Origin of the sequence: Pectobacterium quasiaquaticum (genome assembly GCF_014946775.2) — a bacterium.
In the GTDB taxonomy this organism is placed as follows: Bacteria; Pseudomonadota; Gammaproteobacteria; order Enterobacterales; family Enterobacteriaceae; genus Pectobacterium; species Pectobacterium aquaticum.
On the sequence record NZ_CP065177.1, the window covers coordinates 1,183,732 to 1,201,065 of the forward strand.

Sequence of the window (17,334 nt, forward strand, 5' to 3'; positions counted from 1 at the left end):
GGATGCGCTATGCGTTAACGCTAGCTCAACGTGCTCAGGATGAAGGCGAAGTACCGGTTGGAGCGGTGCTGGTGCTGGATAACGAGGCCATCGGCGAAGGGTGGAACCGGCCGATTGGGCATCACGATCCTACCGCGCATGCTGAGATTATGGCGCTGCGGCAGGGAGGGCTGGTGTTGCAGAACTACCGCCTGCTAGAGACAACGCTGTATGTCACGCTGGAGCCGTGCATCATGTGTGCGGGCGCGATGATACACAGCCGTATTGGGCGTCTGGTGTACGGTGCGTCAGATGAGAAAACGGGGGCAGCGGGCTCGTTGGTGGATATTCTGCGCCACCCCGGCATGAATCATCAGATCGTGATTGAATCGGGCATTCTGGCTGATGAATGTTCTGCAACGCTCAGCACGTTCTTTCGCCTGCGTCGTGAACAGCACAAAGCCCGTCGTGCCGCTGAGAAAAACGCCGCGCAGGAATAGCGGGGCGTTTTTCCTTCCATACGGATCTATTCCGGCACCTTTTATTCCGGTACCTTGCTGAGAGGAACGGCCGGATAGCCTTTCGCGATCTGGGTTTGTTGCTGCGCTTTGGTTTCTTTTTCTATCAGATAACCTTCCAGACTCACCATATAACGCCGAATGTTTTCCACGTAGTTATAGGCTTCGTGTCCGCGCGCGTAGCCGTAGGTGGTTTGGGTGTAATAGCGCTTCTGGCTCAGCATCGGCAAGCGCATCTTCACATCGACCCAACTGTCGGGATTACCTTTCTGTTTTTCGGTCAATTTACGTGCATCAAGCAGATGAGCGTATCCCATATTGTAAGACGCCAGTGCAAACCAGATTTTTTCATCTTCCGGGATGGTGTCCGGCATTTTCTGCATCATGTGCGACATATATTGCGCACCGCCGCGAATACTTTGCTCTGGGTCGACGCGATCGGTGACGTTCAGGCTTTCTGCCGTGTTGCGCGTGAGCATCATCAGCCCGCGCACGCCGGTAGGGGAGGTCGCCAGCGGGTTCCAGTGTGACTCCTGATAGGAGATGGCGGCCAGCAGCTTCCAGTCGATATCGGTGGCGTATTTTTCAAACAGCGGTCGCAGATCCGGCAGCGTTTGATCAATCGCGCTCAGGAACGTGGTGGTATCGACATAGTCAAATTCGCCAACGTGGCCGAGATACTTCTCCTCCAAACGCGCGAGCGTACCGTCTTCGACAATTTGGCTGAAGAAATCCAGCAGCGCGGCGGACAGGCTGTCATCGTGTGAGCGTCGCATATACCAGGTAACTGGCTCTTCGTCGCTGAGATCGAAGGTGACGGCGAGCTGCGGATGAATTCGCTGCATTAAGCCGATGGTGACCGAATCACCCAGCGTATAGTCCAGTTTGCCGTCGGCAACCTGCTTCAGTAAGTCCTGCGTGCTCTGATCGGAAGCCGATTCCCAGCTTAGCTGCGGGTATTTTTCTGCTTTTAGATCGCGCAGGGTAGCGGCGTGGGCGGAACCTGACGTCACGACGAGGCGGCCTTGCAGTTTATCCAGTGTTTTTGGGCGGGGTGAACCGAGGCGGTACACCATCTGTTGTGAAATGGAATAGTAGGTTGGGCCGGCACGGAAGCGTTCCAGACGCTCATGGTTGTAGATCAGCCCGGCAGCCAGCAGATCGGCGTCGTCACCGTCCAGATCGTCGAACAGTTCGTCAAGATTCTTGCGTGACGAGACCACCAGCTTGACGCCGAGGTAATCGGCGAACCGTTTTGCCAGTTCATAGTCCAGACCTGTCGGGGATCCGTTGCTCATTGCATAGGTCAGCGGTGAGTTGACCGTGCTGATACGCAACTCACCGCGTGAGAGGATCTGCCTGAGCTGTACATCCTGACTACTGCGCCAGGGAATACTAGGCCATAGCGCTAACGCCAGCAGTAACGTGATAATCCCGATGAAAAAATAATTTAATTTTAAAGGCTTCAAATAGTTATCTCTCGGCGGCCGTGTGGCCAGGCTGTCTGTAACGGCAGTTTTTTTATACGTCATTTCCCAGAGTGGGGGCATTTTGCTTAACAAACCGCCAGTGTGCAACTTTTATTGATTTGGTCACCGATTAATCATTCGTCGGACGCGAAGTGAAATTATCGCCACGCAAACGGTTTCGTCCGAGGGAAGGATTCTCTATAATATGCGTGTTTCCCCCCTGTTGTGCCCCATGGCTGTATCGCAGCCAGTGCATCGAAGACGAGAGAACTTTAGATTATGGAAATACTGCGTGGTTCACCTGCTTTATCGGCTTTTCGTATTAATAAATTGCTGGTCCGCTGCAAAGAGCACGTTTTGCCGGTCAGCGATATCTATGCTGAATACGTACATTTCGCCGATGTCAGCGCCCCGTTGAACAACGATGAACAGGCCAAACTGACACGTTTGCTGAAGTATGGTCCTTCTCTCGCGGAGCACGAGCCGCAAGGCCATCTGTTACTGGTCACGCCGCGCCCCGGCACCATTTCGCCGTGGTCTTCCAAAGCAACGGATATCGCCCATAACTGTGGGTTAAGCAAAGTACTGCGTCTGGAGCGTGGTCTGGCTTTCTATATTCATGCGCCGACGCTGAGCGATGAACAGTGGCAGCAACTGGGGGCACTGCTGCATGACCGAATGATGGAAAGCGTATTTAGCGACCTGAAACAGGCTGAAGCGCTGTTCTCTCATCATCAACCTGCACCTTTCAAACGCATCGAAATTCTGCTGCAAGGACGTCAGGCACTGGAAGAGGCGAACGTCCGTCTGGGACTGGCATTGGCAGAAGATGAAATTGACTATCTGCTGGAAGCCTTCACCAAACTGGGCCGCAATCCTAACGATATCGAACTGTATATGTTCGCCCAGGCGAACTCTGAACACTGCCGCCACAAGATTTTCAACGCTGATTGGGTGATCGACGGCGTTACTCAGCCGAAGTCACTGTTCAAAATGATCAAAAACACCTTTGAACACACGCCCGATCACGTTCTCTCTGCCTATAAAGATAACGCCGCCGTCATGGAAGGTTCCGCCGTCGGCCGTTTCTACACCGATCCTAACGGGCAATATACTTACCATCAGGAAGACGCCCATATCCTGATGAAAGTTGAAACGCATAACCACCCAACCGCCATTTCACCGTGGCCGGGCGCAGCAACGGGATCCGGTGGTGAAATCCGTGACGAAGGCGCGACAGGCCGTGGCTCCAAGCCGAAAGCGGGTCTGGTGGGCTTCTCTGTATCGAACCTGCGCATTCCTGGCTTTGTTCAGCCGTGGGAAGAAGAAGAGTTCGGCAAGCCAGAGCGTATTGTCAGCGCGCTGGATATCATGACCGAAGGCCCATTGGGCGGCGCGGCATTCAATAACGAATTCGGCCGTCCTGCACTAACGGGCTATTTCCGTACGTATGAAGAGCGTGTTGATAGCCACAATGGCACAGAGCTGCGCGGCTACCATAAACCGATCATGCTGGCGGGCGGCATTGGTAACATCCGTGCCGATCACGTCAAAAAAGGCGAAATTAGCGTTGGTGCCAAACTGATTGTACTGGGCGGACCGTCCATGAATATCGGTCTGGGCGGCGGTGCAGCCTCTTCTATGGCATCGGGTCAGTCTGATGCGGATCTGGATTTTGCTTCTGTACAGCGCGATAACCCAGAAATGGAGCGCCGCTGTCAGGAAGTGATCGACCGCTGCTGGCAATTGGGTGAAGCCAACCCAATCCTGTTCATCCACGATGTCGGCGCAGGCGGTCTGTCTAACGCGATGCCGGAACTGGTGAGCGACGGTGGTCGAGGCGGTCGCTTTGAACTGCGCGATATTCTGAACGACGAGCCGGGCATGAGCCCGCTGGAAGTCTGGTGTAACGAATCGCAGGAGCGCTACGTTCTGGCCGTTGCGCCAGAACAGCTGGCACAGTTTGATGAAATTTGTCGTCGTGAACGCGCACCTTATGCGGTGATTGGTGAGGCGACGGAAGAATTGCATCTGACGATGAACGATCGTCACTTCAACAACCAGCCGATCGATCTACCGCTGGATGTGCTGCTGGGCAAAACGCCGAAGATGCTGCGTGACGTTGAGCGCAAGCAGGTAGAAGGCATGCCGCTACAGCGTGATGAAATCTATCTGGCAGAAGCGGTCGAGCGCGTGCTGCACTTGCCTGTTGTCGCCGAAAAAACCTTCCTGATCACCATCGGTGACCGCTCTGTTACCGGTATGGTAGCCCGAGATCAGATGGTCGGTCCGTGGCAGGTGCCAGTGGCTGACTGTGCGGTGACCACTGCCAGCCTTGATAGCTATTACGGCGAGGCCATGTCTATCGGTGAACGTGCGCCAGTCGCGCTGCGTAACTTCGCCGCCTCCGCGCGTTTGGCGGTGGGTGAGGCGCTGACGAACATTGCGGCCACGCATATCGGCCCGCTGACTCGTGTGAAGCTGTCTGCGAACTGGATGGCAGCAGCCGGCCACCCGGGCGAAGATGCCGGCCTGTACGATGCGGTGAAAGCCGTGGGTGAGGAACTGTGCCCAGCACTGGGTCTGACGATTCCGGTGGGTAAAGACTCTATGTCGATGAAAACCCGCTGGCAGGAAGAGGGCGAAGATCGTGCGGTCACCTCGCCGATGTCGCTGGTGATCTCTGCGTTTGCCCGTGTGGAAGACGTGCGTAACACGGTAACGCCACAGCTGCGTACCGGACAGGATAATGCGCTACTGCTCATCGATCTGGGTGCAGGCAATAAAGCGCTGGGTGCGACGGCGCTGGCACAGGTTTATCGCCAACTGGGTCGTAAGACGGCAGATGTGCATAGCCCTGAGCAACTGGCTGGCTTCTTTAATGCCATGCAGCAACTGGTCGCGAATAAAGCGCTTCTGGCCTACCACGACCGTTCAGACGGCGGCCTGCTGGTTACGCTGGCGGAGATGGCGTTTGCTGGCCATTGCGGCGTGACTGTCGATATCGCGTCTCAGGGCGAGGATACGCTGGCGACACTGTTTAACGAAGAGCTTGGCGCAGTAATCCAGATCCCTGCGGCACGTCGTGCGGAAGTGGAAGCGGTTCTGGCACTGCATGGTCTGGCAGATTGTGTACATTACCTCGGTCATGCTGAAGAAGGCACGCGTTTCACCATCAATCAGGGTGCAGAAGCGATCTATCAGGAAAGCCGTTCAACGCTGCGTCGCTGGTGGGCTGAAACCAGCTGGCAGATGCAGCGCCTGCGTGATAACCCGCAGTGTGCCGATCAGGAACATATCGCCAGACAGGATGATAACGATCCCGGCTTGAACGTGTCGCTGACCTTCGATCCGCAGCAAGATATCGCCGCACCTTATATCGCTAAGAATGTCCGCCCTAAAGTGGCGGTCCTGCGTGAGCAGGGTGTGAACTCTCATGTCGAAATGGCGGCGGCGTTCGATCGTGCGGGCTTTGATGCCATCGACATCCATATGAGTGACCTGCTGGCGAATCGCCGTAACTTGCAGGATTTCCAGGCGCTGGTTGCGTGTGGCGGCTTCTCTTATGGTGACGTGCTGGGCGCGGGTGAAGGCTGGGCTAAATCCATTCTGTTCAACTCTCGCGTACGTGATGAATTCGCTGAATTCTTCCTGCGTCCACATACGCTGGCACTAGGCGTATGTAACGGTTGCCAGATGATGTCCAACCTGCGTGAGCTGATTCCGGGCGCCGATCTCTGGCCGCGTTTTGTCCGCAATAAATCCGATCGCTTTGAAGCGCGCTTCAGCCTGGTCGAAGTGGAGAAAAGCCCGTCGCTGTTCATGAATGATATGGCCGGATCACGCATGCCAATTGCCGTTTCACACGGTGAAGGTCAGGTTGAAGTTCGCGACGATGCCCATCTGGCGGCGATTGAAGAACACGGTCTGGTGGCGCTGCGTTATATCAACCACTACGGTCAGGTAACCGAGAACTATCCAGCTAACCCGAATGGTTCGCCAAACGGTATTACGGCAGTCACCAGCACCAGTGGTCGGGCAACCGTCATGATGCCACACCCTGAACGCGTGTTCCGTACCGTCAGTAACTCCTGGCACCCAGAAGAATGGGGCGAGGATGGTCCGTGGATGCGTATGTTCCGCAACGCGCGTAGACAGCTGGGCTAAGTTAAGGTCAGCCAGAGAAAGGGGCTTAGGCCCCTTTTTTACGTCTGTTTTCTCAGTTTGTCGTTTTTTTGCGACGAACAAACTTTTTAGTGTCTCTAATTGGTGACATTTAACTGTTTGATTTATATGAATGGTGCGATGATGTCATAAAGTTGTCTGTTTTTAGCGACATAAAGCGTCTCTTTTACGCGTATTTTCGTTATTTGTATTCTGGATTATGTTTTTCTTAGCAATGATTAAAATAAAGATTGTTAATAATCAGTATGTTGATTTTAATTTTTTAAAATTGGCATGCTAAATGCTATTAATAAGCGTTGCTCATTCAACTGGTTATGATTGCGTTGCTAACTGGCAAACATTTTCGCTCATAACATCTGGAATGATGCCAAAAGAAAGGGTGCCTATCGTCCACCAGACCGATAACAGGGCGTGAAAACGAACGTTATCAAGCATCGGGCGACACGTTGAGTGAGGCACCGCCTATTCAGTTACGCGGCCAGAGGGAGCGATTCTTCTGGCTGCGTGACGTTTCATACCCGCCGCCTCTCCCCCAGAGAATCTCCCTGATTGCTTTTTACGGCGCTACTTTTTACGACGTTACTTTTTTACGTCGTTACATGGATATTCATGCCGTATTGCGAAGCGTTGCGCATGCCGCAAGGGAAAACATTGAAGTTTTATAAGACTCAGTTAGCATCAGAGCGGATTCGATAGGTAACGAGATGATTTCTTTGAAACGATGGCGTTTATTCCCGCGTTCCCTGCGGCAATTAGTAATTATGGCGTTCTTGTTGGTTTTGCTGCCGCTGTTGGTGCTGGCCTATCAGGCTTATCAAAGCCTGAACATGTTGAGCGAACAGGCTGCGGAGATTAACCGGACAACGCTGACGGATGCCCGCCGCAGTGAGGCGATGACTAGCGTCGCGCTGGCAATGGAGCGTAGCTACCGCCAATACTGCGTATTGGACGATCAGACGCTGGCGACGCTTTATCAGAATCAGCGTAAACAGTATTTGCAAATGCTGGATTCTCACGCGCAGGTCCTGCCCGATCCCCGTTATTACCAGACGCTGCGTCAACTCCTTACTCAGCTCGGCGAAATACGCTGCCATAATAGCGGCCCGGAACAAACGGCATCTAGCCTGCTGGAAGGGTTCTCCCGCGCTAACGGGCAGATGGTGCAGATGACGCGTGACGTCGTTTTCTCCCGTGGGCAGCAGCTTCAGCAGGCTATTTCTGAACGCGGTCAGTTCTTTGGCTGGCAGGCGCTGCTCTTGTTTCTGGTCAGCGTGCTGCTGGTGGTTCTCTTTACTCGGATGATTATCGGCCCCGTTAATGGCGTCGAACGAATGATTAACCGCCTGGGGGAAGGGCGCTCGCTGGGCAATACCAGTACCTTTAAAGGGCCACGTGAAATTCGGACGCTGGCGCAGCGCATTATCTGGCTGAGCGAGCGTCTGTCCTGGCTGGAGTCGCAGCGACATGAGTTTTTACGCCATATCTCCCACGAACTGAAAACACCGCTGGCTAGCCTGCGGGAAGGCACTGAATTGCTGGCCGATGAAGTGGTTGGTCCGCTGACTACCGATCAGAAAGAGGTCGTCGCTATTCTTGATAGCAGCAGCCGCCACCTGCTACAGCTGATCGATCAACTGCTGGACTATAATCGCAAGCTGGCGGATACGCCAACCGAGCTGGAACGGGTTGAAATCGAAGAAATCGTTGATATTGTCGTGGCCTCTCACAGCTTGCCCGCCCGCGCCAAAATGATTTACACCGATGTGACGCTTGCCGTTGAGCACTGTTGGGCGGAAACGACGCTATTGATGCGAGTGATCGATAATCTCTATTCCAATGCGGTGCACTACGGTAAGGAATCCGGTAACATTTGGATTTATAGCCGTCAGATTGGCAATCGCGTTCAGATTGATGTTGCCAACAGTGGTACGCCCATTCCCGATGCAGAGCGGAGCATGATTTTTGAGCCCTTTTATCAGGGCAGCCATCAGCGCCGTGGCGCAGTCAAGGGGAGTGGGTTGGGATTGAGCATTGCGCGTGATTGCATTCGTCGTATGCGTGGTGAGCTTAGCCTGATTACCGTGGACTATGCTGATGTGTGTTTCCGCATTGAGCTGCCCTTATTGTCCGATAATGAATAGTCCGATAATGAATAAAGTCCGAGAATGAATAAATAATGAATGTAGGATTTATGAAGGGATGGCTGGCGAGTAGAGGATTTTTCCGCCTGTTGAAAGTGGTGGTCATGTCGTCACCGCTCGTTTTGGCCGCGTGTAATAGCCATGTGAGCAGCGGATCGGCGTTGCTTGAGGCAGAGGCGATACCGCCGAAAGAGCAGGTTGCCGATTTCCGTATCGCGCCATGCGAGCATCTGTGGAAGATAGACGATCGTGAATCCATGAACAACGCGCTTTATTGGCTGCGGGCGATGGACTGCGCAGGGCGTTTGACGCCGTTCCAAGCCCGTGAAGAAGCTGGGCAGGTTGCGGCTGATAGCTGGGACAGCGTGTTTAAGCAAGGCATTCTGCTGGATAATGCCGGTATTACTCAGGCTGAACGCCGTCAGGTGCTGGAACTGATTAATTTATATCGTCTTGCTTTCCCGGCGGCGCTGCGCCCGCTGATGCAAACCTGGCGTGACAGACAAACGCTGTTCCTGGCGCTATCGGATGAACGTCTGCGCTATAAGCGTTTGCAAGAATCCAGCGACAAACAGCTAGATGCCATGCGTGTTCAGCAAAGTCACCTGCAATATCAGTTAGAAACGACCACGCAGAAACTGGAAAATTTGACGGATATTGAGCGTCAACTGTCGTCTCGTAAGCAACTGTCGGGGGAAATGCCGGATAACGACGGCGATCGTCGCGGTAGCTCCGGTGTGAATAGCGGTAGTGCAAATAAAGACGGTTCGCGCAATTCGGCAACGAAGGAGTCAACAAGACAATGACAGCCCGAAAAACGGCGAGTTTGTTGCTCGTAGATGATGACCCCAGCCTGCTGAAACTCTTGGGTATGCGTCTGACTAGCGAAGGATTTAGCGTGATGACGGCGGAGAGCGGCCAGGAGGCGCTGCGGCTGTTAACACGCGAGACGTTCGATCTGGTGATCAGCGATCTTCGTATGGATGAAATGGATGGCATGGCGCTGTTTGCCGAAATACAGCGTTACCAACCAGGGATGCCAGTGATCATTTTAACCGCTCACGGTTCCATTCCCGATGCGGTCGCGGCTACGCAGCAGGGCGTATTCAGCTTCCTGACGAAGCCCGTTGACCGTGATGCGCTCTACAAAGCGATAGACGAAGCGCTGGCATTGTCCGCCCCAGCGGGGGATGAAAGCTGGCGTGAAACCATCGTGACGCGCAGCCCGATTATGCTGCGTCTGCTGGAACAGGCCAGAATGGTTGCGCAGTCGGACGTCAGCGTGCTGATTAACGGTCAGAGCGGGACTGGGAAAGAGGTGCTGGCTCAGGCGATTCATGCGGCAAGCCCGCGAGCAAAGAAAGCCTTTATTGCGATTAACTGCGGCGCGCTGCCGGAGCCATTGCTAGAATCGGAGCTGTTCGGCCATGCGAAAGGAGCCTTTACCGGTGCGGTTAGCAGCCGTGAAGGGCTTTTTCAGGCAGCAGAAGGCGGCACGCTGTTTTTAGATGAAATCGGCGATATGCCGCTGTCCTTACAGGTTAAGCTGCTGCGTGTTCTGCAGGAGCGAAAAGTCCGCCCGCTGGGTAGCAACCGCGATTTGGACATTGATGTGCGGATTATTTCCGCCACACACCGTGATTTGCCGAAGGCGATGGAGAAGAGCGAATTCCGCGAAGATCTCTATTATCGGCTCAATGTGGTAAATATGAAGCTGCCAGCGCTGCATGAACGTGCCGAAGATATTCCGATGCTGGCAAACCATCTGCTGCGTGAATCCGCCAATCGCCACAAGCCTTTTGTGCGCACTTTCTCAACCGATGCAATGAAGCGCTTGATGACGGCAAGCTGGCCGGGTAACGTGCGTCAACTGGTGAATGTCATCGAACAGTGTGTGGCGCTGACCAGTGCACCGGTTATCAGCGATGCGCTGGTTGAGCAGGCGCTGGAAGGTGAAAACACTGCCCTGCCAACGTTTGTTGAAGCACGACATCAGTTTGAGCTTAACTATTTGCGAAAACTATTACAGATCGCAAAAGGTAACGTGACGCAGGCTGCGCGAATGGCCGGGCGTAACCGAACGGAATTTTATAAACTGTTGGGCCGCCACGAGCTGGATGCCAACGATTTTAAAGACTAGCGCTGAGAGAGCCGTGCGGGTGTAGATTGTCCGCTTGAGTTCTGACATGCTGTCCACTTGCTGATGCTCGGCTTTGGCCGCAACATAGATAACACAAAGGTTCCTCCATGAAGAAAATTGATGCGATTATTAAGCCGTTCAAACTGGACGATGTGCGTGAAGCGTTAGCTGAAGTGGGCATCACAGGGATGACGGTAACGGAAGTTAAAGGCTTTGGTCGTCAGAAAGGCCACACCGAGCTGTATCGTGGCGCAGAATACATGGTCGATTTTCTGCCAAAAGTAAAAATCGAAATTGTCGTGTCAGATGACATCGTTGATACCTGCGTGGAAACCATCACGCAGACCGCGCAGACGGGTAAAATCGGCGACGGTAAAATCTTCGTCTTTGATGTGGCGCGTGTTGTCCGTATCCGTACCGGTGAAGAAGACGAAGAAGCGATTTAATCGTTTCGTCAATACCACGTATACTCTAAATAATTCGAGTTTCAGGAAGGCGGCAAGTGAGGGAGTCCCGATGAGCTTACTCAAGTAAGTGATTCGGGTGAGCTAACGAAGCCAACGCACATGCAACTTGAAGTATGACGAGTATAGAAGCCAGCCTATCAGGCTGGCTTCGTCACATTTACTTCCCTTTGGGCGCGGTAGGCACCCAACCCGCCAATACCTTATCTGCGGTGTATTCTGCTGCTTCCGCATTGCTTAGCTGACGGCGCTGATCGTTTTTCTCTGCACCTGCGCCTTTGGATTTATACTCGAAAAAGCGCGAATCCTGTGGATAGAACCAGATTGTCGCACCTTGTTTATCTTTACCGGACATTTTGTCCCAGCCATAGATATGATCATCCATGCTGGTGTTCAGGAACACCGTTTGCCCGATGGCGTTAGGATTGGCATAGCGTCCATCTGGAAAGGTCGTTGTTGGGTGCCAAGGTCGACCCAGTCCATAACTTTTTGCGGGGACGTCTTTCTCTTTAATCACTCGGCTATTGGTAATGACCAATCCATATTTTTGCTTAATATCCGTGCTGGGTGCGGTGAGATAGCCCAGCGGCTGACCTTTCACGTCGGTACGGTTGCGTGAGACGATGTCGCAATTGTCAAATAATGCAGTGCCGTCGCCAAAGATGAAGTCAACGGTTCCGCTGATTCGGCATTGTGAGAAGAAGCTGCGTCCGCCTTTCACATATAACGTGTCCTGGTACCCGACCAGGCTGACATCATGAAACCATGCACGATCGCTATTTTCGGCAACCAGCAGTGCAACGGCCTGCGAGTCTTTTAGTTTAGTTGGATCGTCGCTGGCTTTAGCCTGATTGGCGGGGTAATCGAAATCATTGCGGATGGTCAGCGAACGGGCACTGAAGTCAGGCGCATCGACTTTCACCGTGTTGCTGCCGTAAGTTCCCCATTTGCTGCCATCGGGTTTGAGCGTCCCGGCTGCGGTGTTTGCCGTGATCACGGTGCCGTTACGGCTTTCTCCCTTTAGATGAATGTTGGGGCGCGTAATCGTCAGGCGCTCATGGTAGACACCATTTTTCACATAGATAACAAATGGCGAACTGTCTGCCGGTGCGCTGGCAATCGCTTCAGTAATGGTTTTGTAGGCCTTGGCGTCCTCTGAGTTGGCGGAAACCAGCGCATTGTAGTCGGCTGCCTGTGCTAACGACAAAGGGGCGGAAATTAACATGGCTAAGGTCAGCGTCTTGCAGAGGTGTGAGGTGTCTATCATGTCCATAGTCCTTTAATTGGTAATAGGGAAGGGTACATCACGCGCGGCGCTTAAGTACGTCGCGCGTGATTCGGTCTTATTGTTTTGCCTGACTGATGACTATTTGTGCTTGCTGGTCGTTTTTTCTGCCAGCGACGCTAAAGCGGGTTCCTGCCGAATGGCATCAGCAACAATCCCTGCTACGGCGATAGCGCCTTTTTTCTGAAAATGGGTGGTATCCGGCTTGCTCAGACTACCCGCCTGATCGCGATAAAAAGGGTATTGCTTAGGATCGATCACCAGCCAGTACTGTTTCCAGTGGTCGTTGCCGCCCTGATTCGCCAGCGCAATAGTGGCTGGCTCAACGTCCAGTAAAACTACCTTGTTATCTACTGCCGTATTCTTGATGGTCTGACTGTAATCGCCGATGAACGCGTAGCCGTTATCTGCATTTTGCTTGGTGAAGTGGCTATGTACCGCTGGCGTGCCATCTTTGCCTTCAGCTGTTTTCACTCGGGTGGTCGGGGTAAGCAGAACTGGTGTGAGTTTGTGCTGGCGGGCAAAAGTGATGTAGCGCTCCAGCGATGTCTGGAACGACATGTCAGCTTTCCCCTGTGGTGCCTGTTTTTTCCCTGCGACATCGTTCGGGTAAGTACAGAGGTTAGCGACATCCGCCGAGCCGCGCACTGCCTTCGCCCCGTTGCAGTTTTGATCGTTGTGTCCCATTTGGATAAACAGGAAATCACCTTCTTTCATCAGGGGTTGCATCTGGCGGAACCAGCCTTCATAAAAATAGTCGCGTGAGCTACGGCCTGAACGTGCGCCATTGACGACTTTCACGCCGCTATTTTTACTGAACTGTTGTTCAAAAACCTGTCCCCAGCCCATGCGAGGGAAGCGCCCCTTTTCATAGGTGGCTGCTGTCGAGTCACCGACGATAAAGATTCGAGTTTGTGCTTGCTTAATCGCATCCAGATTCTGACGTGCAGCGCGATAATCCAGTGGTTCATAGTCGCCTTTGTCATTCAGGCCAACAATCGGGTGAAATGCGCTGTCAGTCAGCACGGTGTGGCCGGAGTAACCCGTATTGTTGTGATAATTGCGGTTATGGTTAATGACGCTGACGATTTTGGTGACTGCATCCTGCTGGGCTGCGGGGTAAGTCAGAGGATCGAAACGCTTGGGCGCGCTGACGCCTACCTGTTTTAACGCGTCATTAAAGCCTGCATGAAAATCGGCGTAGGCTTTTTTCCATGCGGCGGCGTCCAGCTTCGGTGATGCCGTGTCGTCCGTTAGCTGCTGTGGACCAATGTAGCCTGCTGCCACCGCAATATCTGAGGTAATGCGGTCAGTCAGCGGGTTGATATTGGCAATATTCTCTTTACCGTCATGCAATGATGGGGCGACAGCAGACAGGCAAATTGCACGAGAAATATTATTTAGCAGGCAGTTATTGCCGCCAGATTCGACGGCTAAAAGACGTAACGGCGGTGTGAGGCCAGAGATATCAAGGTGATATTTTCCTTGCTCATCCGTCTGTGTCTGCCTCTTCTGTCCCTGCTGATCTCTGATAATGATGGTGGCAGGCAGATGAATATTCCGTACAGTGACATGACCGGATAAGCCGGTTTTTTCACCCAGCGTTGAACCGGACAGCAAGTTAACGCTGTCCGACGCAGAGGTCTGGTGTGCCGCGGCGGGCGTTTTAGCGTGTACCAGTGTGAAAGGGGCGGAAAGTATCAGAGCTAAAGCTACACTTTCTGAAAAACGTTTTGCCATGGTCAGACATATCCCTTGTTGGTTAGTCGAAAACGGTTAATGAACCCAGACGTTATCAAAGGAAGGTCGCTGTTTTTTTATCGCTCTTATCACGGCCTTTAGCGAGAACGTCGGGCTTTTATTGTGCACCCAAGCCGATTCAAGGGCGATGCCTAAACACAGCTCCTTTGGTGAAATAACTATTCATTAAAAATGAAATGTTATTTTAATAAGTATTTGTTTTTTGTGACCCACCTCTTTTTTAGTGGAGCACTGCCGTATTGGCATATAGATTTGTGATCAATAAGGTGTTTTACAGACGACGGTTTTCTGAACGATGAAAAAAGGCCGCAATCGCGGCCTTTGGGTTTGATCCGTCACCAATGAGGGTTAGACGACTTTATGTGGACCAAAACATTCGTAATGCAGTTGCTCAGCAGGGACGCCCATAGCCAGTAACTGCTGTGCGATAAACTGCATGAAAACCACAGGGCCGCACAGGTAATAGTGCATATCTGGCGTGGTTAATTCATCTTTTAACGAGGCCAACTGCATCAACCCACGGTGATGATAATCTTCGCCCGGGCGATCGACCTGCTGCGGTTCCCGATACCAGATGTGATGCTGGAACTGTGGCAGAGACTGTCCTGTTTGTTTGATTTCATCCGCAAACGCATGCGCTGTGCCATTTTCTGCTGCATGTAGCCATAGCACCTTCGCCTGATGATCCTGCAGCTTGAGCGTATGCAACATGCCCAGCATCGGGGTTTGCCCCACGCCGCCAGAAATCAGGGCAACCGGTGTGGAAGCAGGGATATCCAGGAAGAAATCGCCGTGCGGTGCCGCCAGATGAATGATGTCGCCTTCACGCGCGGTATCATGCAGATAGCCGGAAACAGTGCCTTGAGCTTCACGTTTCACCGCAATCCGGTAGGATTTTCCATTTGGCGCGTGAGTCAGAGAGTATTGGCGAATTTCCTGATTGGAAAAACTGTCATGCTTGATGTAAACCGCCAGATACTGGCCCGGTTGAAAATCAGCAATAGGCTGGCCGTCGGTGGGTTCCAACGTGAAGCTGGTAATCACCGAGCTTTGTGGCTGCTTGTTCACAATACGGAAAGGTCGCACGCCGCTCCAGCCGCCGTTTTGCGCTTCGGTACTGCGGTAGATATCGCCTTCGCGCTGAATGAAGACATTCGCCAGCACGCCATAGGCCTTACCCCAGGCATCCAGTACTTCTTGCCCTGGGCTAAACAGTTCATCCAGCGTTGCCAATAAATGATTACCGACGATCTGATACTGATCGGCCTGAATGTTAAAGCTGGCATGCTTCTGGGCGATACGCTCAACCGCAGGCAGCAGCGCCGCCAGGTTTTCAATATTCGTTGCATAAGCACAGATAGCATTGAACAACGCTTCACGCTGATCGCCATTGCGCTGGTTGCTCATGTTAAAAATATCTTTGAGCTCAGGGTTATGCGTAAACATGCGATCGTAAAAATGTGCGGTCAGTTTCGGGCCTGTTTCCGCCAGCAGAGGAATGGTTGATTTAACGATGGCGATAGTTTGGTTATCCAGCATGGTGACTCCTTTTTATTGGCATTATTTATAAGTTGTATTTTATATGCATCTTATTGGGTTTATCCGCCGCTGTAAATTACCTTTTTAGTGGTAGGGGTTTTTAGGCGAAGCCAAAGGGAATAACATGAAGAAATAGCAGGTTGAGAATGAAGAAAAATCCGTTTACCACCGCGCAGCAGATAGTTGCTGAAGCCTTGCGCTGCCTGTAGCTAATCGTTTGCGTAAAAACCTCTGTCAAGGCCTATCTTCATTAGGGAAAAACGGTTTACACTATACGCCATTCCCCAAAAGGGTAGCCCAATTCCCAAATGGGCCATTAATTCCCAGTATATTTATGTTAGCTGAGTCAGGAGATCCGGATGTTAAAGCGTGAAATGAACATTGCCGATTATGATGCCGACCTGTGGCAAGCAATGGAGCAAGAAGTGGTGCGTCAGGAAGAGCACATTGAACTGATTGCGTCAGAAAACTACACCAGCCCACGCGTTATGCAGGCTCAAGGGTCTCAGCTGACGAACAAGTATGCTGAAGGTTATCCAGGCAAGCGTTACTACGGCGGCTGTGAGTATGTGGACATCGTTGAGCAACTAGCCATCGATCGTGCGAAAGCGCTGTTCGGTGCAGATTATGCCAACGTGCAGCCGCACTCCGGCTCTCAGGCAAACTTTGCCGTTTACACCGCGCTGCTGCAGCCGGGTGACACCATTCTGGGGATGAACCTGGCGCACGGTGGTCACCTGACGCACGGTTCTCCGGTTAACCTGTCAGGTAAACTGTATAACGTTATTCCTTACGGCATCGACGAAAGCGGCAAGATCGACTACGACGAAATGGCTGAACTGGCGCGTACGCACAAGCCAAAAATGATCGTCGGCGGTTTCTCTGCTTACTCTGGCGTGGTTGACTGGGCGAAGATGCGCGAAATCGCTGACAGCATCGGTGCTTACCTGTTTGTTGATATGGCACACGTTGCTGGTCTGATTGCCGCGGATGTTTACCCTAACCCAGTTCCTCATGCTCACATCGTGACCACCACCACGCACAAAACGCTGGCTGGCCCACGCGGTGGCCTGATTCTGGCGAAAGGCGGCGACGAAGAGCTGTACAAAAAACTGAACTCAGCTGTTTTCCCTGGCGGTCAGGGCGGCCCGTTGATGCACGTTATCGCGGGTAAAGCGGTGGCGCTGAAAGAAGCGATGGAGCCTGAATTCAAGGTTTATCAGCAGCAGGTTGCGAAAAACGCCAAAGCAATGGTTGAAGTTTTCCTGTCGCGTGGTTTTAACGTCGTTTCTGGTGCAACCAGCAACCACCTGTTCCTGCTAGATCTGGTTAGCAAAAACCTGACCGGTAAAGAAGCGGATGCTGCGCTGGGCCGTGCAAATATCACCGTGAACAAAAACAGCGTGCCTAACGATCCGAAGAGCCCGTTCGTGACTTCTGGTATCCGTATCGGTACGCCAGCGGCAACTCGTCGTGGCTTTAAAGAAGCGGAAGTGCGTGAACTGGCTGGCTGGATCTGTGATGTGTTAGACAACATCAACGACGAAGCGACCATTGAACGCGTGAAACAGAAAGTTCTGGATATCTGCGCCCGCTTCCCGGTTTACGCATAATTCGGCATTTTCTCTGACATCACTGTCGGAACACTTCCCAAACGCCAGCCTGTGTGCTGGCGTTTTTTATGGCGGCCATCCCTGGCCGCCACCCTACGGGCCGTCGCAAGCGACGTTGAAAAACGTTCCCTACGTTTTTTTATGGCGTTCCATACCCGGCCGTCGCAAGCGATGGTGAATAACGCGTTGCACCGCCGTGTGCACTCTGACACAGTAACCGGCAAAAAGAGTAGCGAGCAA

General features: G+C 52.7%; 11 protein-coding genes. 7 read left to right on the forward strand and 4 right to left on the reverse strand.

What is annotated here, in order from left to right; all coding sequences use genetic code 11:
- Nucleotides 1–2: 2 nt before the first annotated feature.
- The gene (tadA, locus tag IG609_RS05435) at nt 3–479 is read left to right on the forward strand and encodes a tRNA adenosine(34) deaminase TadA (RefSeq protein ID WP_226373393.1); all 477 of its coding nucleotides are present in this window, start codon (nt 3–5) and stop codon (nt 477–479) included.
- Between the two features lie 41 nt (nt 480–520).
- Here the strand turns inward: tadA and mltF are convergent, their stop codons facing one another.
- On the reverse strand, nt 521–2,047 hold the full coding sequence (gene mltF, locus IG609_RS05440; RefSeq protein ID WP_404825797.1) for a membrane-bound lytic murein transglycosylase MltF: 1,527 nt from the start codon (nt 2,045–2,047) through the stop codon (nt 521–523).
- Between the two features lie 198 nt (nt 2,048–2,245).
- Between mltF and purL the strand changes: the two genes are divergently transcribed.
- The 5 genes from purL to glnB all read left to right on the forward strand — a co-directional run bounded on the left by purL (nt 2,246) and on the right by glnB (nt 10,878).
- Complete coding sequence (purL, locus tag IG609_RS05445) at nt 2,246–6,133, forward strand: phosphoribosylformylglycinamidine synthase (RefSeq protein WP_193398766.1); 3,888 nt, start codon at nt 2,246–2,248, stop codon at nt 6,131–6,133.
- 722 nt (nt 6,134–6,855) lie between these two features.
- Nucleotides 6,856–8,292, forward strand: a complete 1,437-nt coding sequence (locus IG609_RS05450) for a sensor histidine kinase (RefSeq protein ID WP_102119357.1) — start codon at nt 6,856–6,858, stop codon at nt 8,290–8,292.
- 35 nt (nt 8,293–8,327) lie between these two features.
- Nucleotides 8,328–9,098 (forward strand): two-component system QseEF-associated lipoprotein QseG, encoded by a 771-nt coding sequence (gene qseG / locus IG609_RS05455; protein WP_226373378.1) that lies wholly within the window; start codon nt 8,328–8,330, stop codon nt 9,096–9,098.
- Nucleotides 9,095–10,432 carry a two-component system response regulator GlrR gene (glrR, locus tag IG609_RS05460; RefSeq protein ID WP_193398765.1) on the forward strand — a complete coding sequence of 446 codons (1,338 nt, stop codon included), beginning with the start codon at nt 9,095–9,097 and terminating at the stop codon, nt 10,430–10,432. Before qseG ends, glrR begins: the two co-directional genes overlap by 4 nt.
- Before the next feature lie 107 nt (nt 10,433–10,539).
- Nucleotides 10,540–10,878, forward strand: a complete 339-nt coding sequence (gene glnB, locus IG609_RS05465; RefSeq protein ID WP_005970202.1) for a nitrogen regulatory protein P-II — start codon at nt 10,540–10,542, stop codon at nt 10,876–10,878.
- Nucleotides 10,879–11,056: 178 nt separating this feature from the next.
- Here the strand turns inward: glnB and pemA are convergent, their stop codons facing one another.
- The 3 genes from pemA to hmpA all read right to left on the reverse strand — a co-directional run bounded on the left by pemA (nt 11,057) and on the right by hmpA (nt 15,481).
- Entirely contained in the window at nt 11,057–12,163 is a 1,107-nt protein-coding gene (gene pemA / locus IG609_RS05470) for a pectinesterase PemA (RefSeq protein ID WP_193398764.1), read from the reverse strand.
- A gap of 99 nt (nt 12,164–12,262) precedes the next feature.
- Nucleotides 12,263–13,921 carry a pectin acetylesterase PaeY gene (gene paeY / locus IG609_RS05475; RefSeq protein WP_193398763.1) on the reverse strand — a complete coding sequence of 553 codons (1,659 nt, stop codon included), beginning with the start codon at nt 13,919–13,921 and terminating at the stop codon, nt 12,263–12,265.
- Between the two features lie 369 nt (nt 13,922–14,290).
- Nucleotides 14,291–15,481 carry an NO-inducible flavohemoprotein gene (gene hmpA, locus IG609_RS05480; RefSeq protein WP_193398762.1) on the reverse strand — a complete coding sequence of 397 codons (1,191 nt, stop codon included), beginning with the start codon at nt 15,479–15,481 and terminating at the stop codon, nt 14,291–14,293.
- 359 nt (nt 15,482–15,840) lie between these two features.
- Between hmpA and glyA the strand changes: the two genes are divergently transcribed.
- Entirely contained in the window at nt 15,841–17,094 is a 1,254-nt protein-coding gene (gene glyA, locus IG609_RS05485) for a serine hydroxymethyltransferase (RefSeq protein ID WP_010301142.1), read from the forward strand.
- Nucleotides 17,095–17,334: the final 240 nt, after the last annotated feature.

Excerpts from the sequence above, each read along its gene's own strand:
- tadA (WP_226373393.1), top strand. The coding sequence starts at position 3 with ATGCGCTATGCGTTAACGCTAGCTCAACGTGCTCAGGATGAAGGCGAA.
- mltF (WP_404825797.1), bottom strand. The coding sequence starts at position 2,047 with ATGCCCCCACTCTGGGAAATGACGTATAAAAAAACTGCCGTTACAGAC.
- purL (WP_193398766.1), top strand. The coding sequence starts at position 2,246 with ATGGAAATACTGCGTGGTTCACCTGCTTTATCGGCTTTTCGTATTAAT.
- IG609_RS05450 (WP_102119357.1), top strand. The coding sequence starts at position 6,856 with ATGATTTCTTTGAAACGATGGCGTTTATTCCCGCGTTCCCTGCGGCAA.
- qseG (WP_226373378.1), top strand. The coding sequence starts at position 8,328 with ATGAATGTAGGATTTATGAAGGGATGGCTGGCGAGTAGAGGATTTTTC.
- glrR (WP_193398765.1), top strand. The coding sequence starts at position 9,095 with ATGACAGCCCGAAAAACGGCGAGTTTGTTGCTCGTAGATGATGACCCC.
- glnB (WP_005970202.1), top strand. The coding sequence starts at position 10,540 with ATGAAGAAAATTGATGCGATTATTAAGCCGTTCAAACTGGACGATGTG.
- pemA (WP_193398764.1), bottom strand. The coding sequence starts at position 12,163 with ATGATAGACACCTCACACCTCTGCAAGACGCTGACCTTAGCCATGTTA.
- paeY (WP_193398763.1), bottom strand. The coding sequence starts at position 13,921 with ATGGCAAAACGTTTTTCAGAAAGTGTAGCTTTAGCTCTGATACTTTCC.
- hmpA (WP_193398762.1), bottom strand. The coding sequence starts at position 15,481 with ATGCTGGATAACCAAACTATCGCCATCGTTAAATCAACCATTCCTCTG.
- glyA (WP_010301142.1), top strand. The coding sequence starts at position 15,841 with ATGTTAAAGCGTGAAATGAACATTGCCGATTATGATGCCGACCTGTGG.